This is a genomic window from uncultured Algibacter sp. (assembly GCF_905480415.1).
Classification (GTDB): Bacteria; Bacteroidota; Bacteroidia; order Flavobacteriales; family Flavobacteriaceae; genus Algibacter_B.
This window is the reverse complement of the sequence record NZ_CAJQQI010000186.1, coordinates 1-7,953: the sequence shown is the minus strand read 5'-3', so window position 1 is coordinate 7,953 and position 7,953 is coordinate 1. Positions and strand designations below refer to the sequence as shown.

Here is a 7,953-nt window from a genome sequence, read left to right as displayed (position 1 = left end):
TTCAACTACCCTAAAGATAAACTACGAAAATCTTGTTCTATTATTTATAACTTCAAAGTTAATAATTGGTGGGAACTATTAATAACTAAAACAGTTTAACTTATTCATGTTTTTTAGATTTGAAACCATAAAGCTTAATATCATACCTAATGTAGTTAGAGTCCTTTTATTATGTATTGTTTTAAGTTATTCTATGGTGTTGAAAATGATACAGATAATAAAATTTAAAAAGACTGTTAATAAGTATAGGCTTAAATAATGAATACTTGTTAATATCTAATCAGCGTTTATTATAACTTTTATTAGGTTTATATATTTAATTTTCCAATCAAAAACTGATATTAAAAAACCTAATATTTAATTCACTTTTTTTAGTAATGTTATGAGATAAAATAATGATAGATGTAAACATAAAAATTAAAATACTTATTATAAATATCACATTTTATAGTTATTAACAACTGTTAGTATAAAAATTAAAATCATTAAAAATCAACACTTTAAAATAGTATAATGTGTTAACAGAGTATAATATAATTACTATCAAAATAAAACTTAAAAAAGTTATACCGCTATGAACAGACTATAATAACCACCATTTATTTTTTTAAATTTTAAAAGAAAACTGATTATATATATATATGTGTGAATAACTCTTAAAATGTGAAAATATACCAACCTCTTGGTATTGTTTGGTAATAGTGCTTAGACTAATTTTAGGTTTTATTAAAACTATAAATTATGAAACAATTATTACTTTTTTTATTATACCCTTTATTTTTAATCGCTCAAACTCAAATTAGTTAAGATATCGATGGTGAAGCTTCTACTGATTTGAGTAGTATAGTTAATTTATCTTCTGATGATAGTATTGTAGCAATTGGTGCACGTTTAAATGATGGAAATGGTAATAATTCAAACCATGTTCGTGTTTATGATCTAAGCGCCGTATTATTAACAGAAAGTTTTTAAAAAAATATATTTTTCATTTTATCCAAACCCTATAAAAGAGGTGTTACATATAAATCTAAATACAGGTTTAGAATTTAAACTAGTCAATATATATAATAGTTTAGGCCAGTATTTATATTCAGCTAAAACAAAAATAGTTGATATTAATACTTTAAAAAGTGGTATATATTTTATAGAAATAATAACCAATCAAGGTAAATCGACTAAAAAAATTATTAAAGAATAAAAATAGTGTTTTATAAATTATTAAAGCTCATAGTAACATGTGAGCTTTTTTTATAACTAAAAAGTAATAAAGCACTATTTAATATTAAAACCCTAACTTTGTAAAAAATAAATAGCAACTCTTCTCCTAAAACAAAGCTATTTAATAACACAATTTCCATTATCTTAGGAAATTAATATGATTACAATTTAAATGACAAATAGAAGAAAATCGAAATCCAATAAAGGGATTTCAAACCTTACAAATACAATCTTAAGTATATTAAAAAAAGAAAGAAATCAAACTTTTAACTACAAACAAATAGCTGCTAAGCTCGGTGTTAATGATGCTAGTAGTAGAAATCAAATTATAAAAAAACTTCGCGAATTACAAGGAAAACAAGAAATTGAAGAAGTAGAACACGGTAAGTTTAAAGCGATAGTAAACACAGAATACCACACCGGCAGATTAGATTTAGCTGCAAAAGGTAATGGTTATATTATTTGTGAAGATTTTGATGATGATGTATTTATTGCATCCAATAATATCAATAAGGCTTTACATGGCGATGAAGTAGAATTTTATGCCTATAAACGCAGAAACCGAGGGAAGATAGAAGGCGAAATTACTAATGTTATAAAACGTGCAAAATCAGAATATGTTGGTGTTATTCAAATTCACAACAAAAAGAATTTTGCTTTCGTAGTACCAGATAGTAATAAAATGCAGACCGATATTTTTGTGCCTATTAATAAAATTAATAAAGCTGAAGATGGCGATAAAGTATTAGTAAAACTTGAAGATTGGCCAGAAAAAGCAGATTCACCTCATGGTAAAATAGTTCAAGTACTTGGTAAGCCTGGAGATCATAATACAGAGATCCATGCCATACTTGCTGAATACGGTTTACCAATGGAATTTCCGCATGAAGTTGAAGACTATGCTAATAAACTAGATACATCAATTACAACAGAAGAAATAGTAAAAAGACGCGATATGCGTAACGATCTAACGTTTACTATTGATCCGAAAGATGCTAAAGATTTTGATGATGCACTTTCGTTTAAAGTGTTAGATAATGGTTTATATGAAATAGGAATTCATATTGCCGATGTATCACATTATTTACAAGAAGGCACCGTGTTAGATGATGAAGCTTACGAGCGTGCTACTTCTGTGTATTTAGTAGATAGAGTCGTACCTATGCTTCCTGAAGTATTATCAAATAAAGCGTGTTCATTACGTCCACATGAAGAAAAATTAACGTTTTCTGCCGTGTTTCAAATGAATGATACATGTGAAATAAAAAATGAATGGTTTGGTAGAACGGTAACTTATAGTGATGCACGTTATGCTTACGAAGAAGCACAAGCGGTAATTGAGTCTAAAACCAATACTATTCCTGCTGAAGTGTCATTAACTGGAGAAACCTATCAAACAGACCAAAAAATAGCAGATGCGATTCTAAAAATGGATGAACTCGCTAAAATTATGCGTGGAAAACGTATGAGTTCTGGGGCTATTTCATTCGATAAAGTTGAAGTAAAATTCGATTTAGATGAGCAGGCTAATCCTGTTGGCGTGTTCTTTAAAACCAGTAAAGATGCTAATAAGTTGATTGAAGAATTTATGCTGTTAGCCAACCGAAAAGTTTCGGAATTTATTGGTAAAAAAGATCCAAAAAAGACCTTTGTTTATCGTGTTCATGATGAACCGGACGATAGTAAACTTGCTACTTTACAAAATGTTGTAAGTCGATTTGGTTATAAACTAAATTTTAAAGATCGTAAAAGTGTATCAGCAACACTTAATAATTTATTAAAAGAAGTAAACGGTAAAAAAGAGCAAAATTTAGTCGATACGCTAACCATTAGAACCATGAGTAAGGCGGAGTATACCACGCGGAATATTGGGCATTACGGTTTAGCTTTCGATTATTACAGTCACTTTACATCGCCTATTCGTCGATATCCAGATGTTATGGCGCATCGTTTGTTGCAACAGTATTTAGATGGTGGTAAATCGGCTAATGAAGAGGTTTACGAAGATAAATGTAACCATTCAAGTAATATGGAAGGTTTAGCTACTAGAGCAGAACGTGATTCTATTAAGTACATGCAAATCAAATTTATGCAAGATCATAATGATGATGAGTTTGTAGGTGTTATTTCTGGAGTAACCGATTGGGGTATTTACGTAGAAATCATTACTAATAAATGTGAAGGTATGGTAAGTGTTCGCGATATGAAAGATGACCATTATGCGTTTGATGCAGACCAATATGCTATGGTTGGTAGAAGTAATGGAATGGTGTATCAACTTGGTGATGAAGTTGTAGTAAAAGTTAAGAATACAGATTTAGTTAAAAAACACTTAGACTTTAATCTAATTGGGAAACCAGAAGCATAATATCTAACCAAGGAGTTTACAATAAAAAAGTAGTGTAACAATACTTAAAATTATTCTACTAGTAAGAAAATTAGTAATTATGATTTTAACAACAACAAACTCAATTAAAGGGTATGCTATAAAAGATTATTGAGGTATTATTACAGAAATAACCTATAATTCAAGCTACAAATACAAAGGAAGATCCATGTCTTTTAAAGATATGTTTAAAATGTCTAAATATTATTCAGCCTATGCGCAAGGTTTGGAGAGTATTAAAGAAGAAGTGTTTAAGAAGTTACAAGATAATACTAAAGCAACTGGTGCAAATGCTGTTGTAGGTATTAAAATTGATATGGAACCCCTAGCAAATTCATCTACTATAATTGTTTACATTACTGGTAAAGCCGTAAAAGTTGCTTAAAATTTTATACTTAATTATAATGTTTTCATAAAGTGACTACATAATGGAATAAATCTTAATAATTTTACGTTTTTAATATAAACATATACCAAATGAAAACACTTGTTAAATTTTTTGTGCTTTTTATAACAACAACATGCTTTGCGCAAAATCCTATCGAAAAAACCATTGGAGAATTCAGTGAGTTAAAAGTTTACGATTTAATAGAAGTTGAACTTATTAAAGGGGATATAGATAAAATAGTTATAACAGGAAAAAATGCTGCTGATGTTTTAGTAAATAATAAAAATGGTACCCTAAAAATTAAAATGAAACTAGAAGAAGCTTTTGATGGTAATAAAACCAAAGTGAAACTTTATTACACTAATCTAGATGTTATAGATGCTAACGAAGGTGCTTATATTCATTCAGAAGACATTATTAAACAGTTTGAAGTAGATTTAAATGCTCAAGAAGGCGGTAAAATTAGTGTGAAACTTGATACAAAGTATGTTAATATAAGAGCGGTTACCGGCGCAGATATTATAGCTTCTGGTTTAGCTATACATCAAGATATCTCCATCTATACAGGAGGGGATTATGATGGAGAGACTTTAATAACGGAGTTCACAGATGTTTCTATAAGATTGGCGGGAACAGCCAATGTAAATGCAACCAAAAAAGTAACGGCCAAAGTAAGAGCAGGGGGAGATATTTTTATATATGGTAACCCAGATCGAATCGACGAAAGTAGAGTTTTAGGTGGCAGGGTTAAAAGGATGTAAATAAGAGTTTTAGTAAAATATACAGTACAAAACCCGTCTTTTTAGGCGGGTTTTCTTTTTGGAATTATATTATATCTTTCAGAAATTACCCATACCAAAACTATACAATTCTGTTCTTAATGGTTATTTTTATTACCTTAGCAACACTACAATTAATTATTTTATATTTTGAAGCTACTTAAATCTATAGTATTCTGGGTACTTTTCTCTGTAATAGCTTTTGCTCAAGAGCGCCCTCCTATTAATGTTTTTTCTCCAAAGGATTATGGTGCAGAAACACAAAATTGGTCTATTTCACAATCAAAAGAAAAATATATTTATGTTGCAAATAACAAAGGTCTACTAGAATATAATGGTGCTAATTGGAAATTACACCTATCTCCTAACGAAACCATAATACGCTCAGTTAATGTTATTGATAATCTAATATATACGGGATGCAATAATGAATTTGGTTATTGGCAAAGAAATGAACTTGGTTTACTGGTTTATACGTCGTTGTCTAAATCATTAGAAATTGATTTTCTGGAAGATGAAGAATTTTGGAATATTATTAGTGTTGATGATTTTGTATTGTTCCAGTCTTTAAAAAGAATATATATATATGACAAAACGAATAACACGTATAATATCATTGATTCTGAAACCATTATATATAAAATATTTAAAGTTGATGAAACTATTTATTTTCAAAAAACAAAGGATGGTGTTTATAAAATTGAAAACGGAAAATCAAAATTAGTATCAAACAATTTAGTTTTAAAGAACAATAGGTTAGTTAATATTTTTAGTAAAGACGGCAAACTTTTAATTGAAACTGAAAATAGTGGCTTCTATATTTTAGATAACAATGCCTTAATAAAGTGGGATATTTCAGGAAACGAAACACTTTCCAAATTAAGTGTATTTCGTAGTGCTCAGTTAAAGGATGGTAGCTTTATTTTAGGAACAAGGTCCAACGGTATTTTACACCTTACTCCAAGTGGAGACATTGACTATACGCTTGATGTGATACACGGGTTAAGTAATAATACCGTTCATGGTATTTTTGAAGATGCAGAAAATAACATTTGGTTGGCTTTAGAAAACGGAATTAATTGTGTTAATATTAAATCAGCTTTCAGTATTTACAAAGATGAAGAGGGTAAAATCGGGTCTGTATATACGTCTTTAGTGTTTAATAATAAGTTGTATTTAGGAACTAATCAAGGTTTATTTTATAGGCAACTCGATTCTGAAGTGGGTTTTAAATTAGTAGAAGGTATACAAGAGGCTGTTTGGACTTTAACAGAGCTGAACAATACTTTATTCTGTGGTCATGACACAGGAACGTCTATTGTAACTAATAACATCGCTAAAAAGATAAAAGGAATATCTCAAGGTACTTGGGGTATAAAACCTATAGATGGTAGAGCTGACTTATTGTTACAGGGTAATTACAATGGACTTTATGTTCTTCAGAAAGTTAATAACGAGTGGGTTTTTAGGAATAAAATTGAAGGTTTTGATAAATCATGCAAATTTTTTGAAATATATAATAACTATGTTTTTGTAAGTCATGAATACAAAGGGATATTTAAAATAAAACTAGATAGTGATTTTACAAAAGTTTTAAATATTGAAAAAGATCCTGTAATTAATAATGAATTAAAATCCAGTTTAATAAAGTATAATAACGAGTTACTTTACAGTTATAATGAGGGTGTTTTTAAATATGATAGTGTGAGTAAAGGGTTTATTAAAGACAGTGTTTTAAGTGTTTTGTCTAAAAAGGAAGACTACACCTCTGGTAGGCTTATTTTTAATAAGAGCACTAATACGTTATGGGGGTTCACTCAAAATGACTTGAATTATATCTATCTCAGTAAATTAAGTAACATTCCAAAGGTGAATAAAATTGCGTTTTCTAAGTCATTACCAAAAGGGTTGACGGGTTATGAAAATGTTTCACATTTAAAAGACCAAAAATATCTATTGGGTACTTCTAGCGGATTTATTATAGTGGACTTAGATAAACTAAAGACGCAAGCGTTTCATATTTCAATAAACTCTATAAGGAAACATAGCATAAATTCTACACCAGAAGTGGTAAGTAAAATAAGTAATGGTTTTTTTGAAAATGTAGATAATAATATTGAATTTATTTATAACGTTGCTGAATTTGATAAATTTCTGGATACAGAGTACCAGTTTCAATTAGAAGGTATGTATCCCGAATGGAGTGACTGGTCAGCTAATCCATTTATAACATTTAAAAATCTACCACATGGCAATTACAAGTTTAGAGTAAGGGCTAGAGTTGGAAATACAATAACTAAAAACGAAGCGTCATATAAGTTTGAGATCCAAAGACCCTGGTATTTATCATTTACTATGATAGCTATATATGTATTTCTTGCCTTATTCTTTTCTTTCATTTTGCACAATATTTACAAACAATATTATAAGAAGCAAAGGGAAAAAATATTACAAAAAACATTCAATGAGTTGGAGTTAAAGGAATTGGAAAATAAACAACAACTCATGAGATTTAATAATGAAAAACTAAGACAGGACATAGATAACAAGAATAGGGAACTTGGTATGTCTACAATGAGTTTAATTAAAAAGAATGAATTTTTAAATAGCATTAAAAAGGAACTACAAAGCGCTGAGGACAATACGAGTATTAAGCAAGTTATTAAAATAATAGACAGGAACTTAAATAATACAGATGATTGGAATGTATTTGAAGAAGCTTTTAATAATGCGGATAAAGATTTCTTGAAAAAAGTAAAAAGTATACATCCGGCTTTAACTTCAAACGACTTAAGACTTTGTGCTTATCTCAGGTTAAATTTATCATCAAAAGAAATTGCACCCCTGCTTAATATATCTGCGAGGAGTGTAGAAGTAAAACGATACAGGTTAAGAAAAAAAATGGATTTAGCCCATGAATCTAACTTAACAGATTATATTTTAGAAATATAGAAGCACAACAACTCTGATTTAAACCCATACAATACCACTACATTCATAGTGAAATCGGTTTTATGATGTTAACAAAACCTTAATATAATCCGCAATGAATATCACTTTGCTAATCTGATAGACGTTTTTTTGCGATGTATGTTTTTTGTTGAGGTAAGAAATATGAATTCTTTATTATTTGTGGTTATTTTTACTTCAAATCAAACAACATAATTAATATGAAACAAACA

At 29.0% G+C, this 7,953-nt stretch carries 6 protein-coding genes; all 6 read left to right on the top strand.

Annotated features, from left to right (window positions below; genetic code table 11):
- Positions 1–834 precede the first annotated feature (834 nt).
- The 6 genes from QZ260_RS12610 (at position 835) to QZ260_RS12590 (ending at position 7,723) form a co-directional block, all read left to right on the top strand.
- Complete coding sequence (locus QZ260_RS12610) at positions 835–972, top strand: hypothetical protein (RefSeq protein ID WP_295986804.1); 138 nt, start codon at positions 835–837, stop codon at positions 970–972.
- A gap of 4 nt (positions 973–976) precedes the next feature.
- Entirely contained in the window at positions 977–1,198 is a 222-nt protein-coding gene (locus tag QZ260_RS13210) for a T9SS type A sorting domain-containing protein (RefSeq protein WP_365969671.1), read from the top strand.
- 192 nt (positions 1,199–1,390) lie between these two features.
- Positions 1,391–3,586: a ribonuclease R gene (gene rnr, locus QZ260_RS12605; RefSeq protein ID WP_295986802.1), complete on the top strand. Its 2,196-nt coding sequence runs from the start codon at positions 1,391–1,393 to the stop codon at positions 3,584–3,586.
- Positions 3,587–3,722: 136 nt separating this feature from the next.
- Positions 3,723–3,989: a heavy metal-binding domain-containing protein gene (locus tag QZ260_RS12600; RefSeq protein WP_365969669.1), complete on the top strand. Its 267-nt coding sequence runs from the start codon at positions 3,723–3,725 to the stop codon at positions 3,987–3,989.
- Positions 3,990–4,081: 92 nt separating this feature from the next.
- On the top strand, positions 4,082–4,753 hold the full coding sequence (locus QZ260_RS12595) for a head GIN domain-containing protein (protein ID WP_295986800.1): 672 nt from the start codon (positions 4,082–4,084) through the stop codon (positions 4,751–4,753).
- Between the two features lie 168 nt (positions 4,754–4,921).
- A complete protein-coding gene (locus tag QZ260_RS12590; RefSeq protein ID WP_295986796.1) occupies positions 4,922–7,723 on the top strand; it encodes a triple tyrosine motif-containing protein in 2,802 nt (933 codons plus the stop codon).
- Positions 7,724–7,953 lie beyond the last annotated feature (230 nt).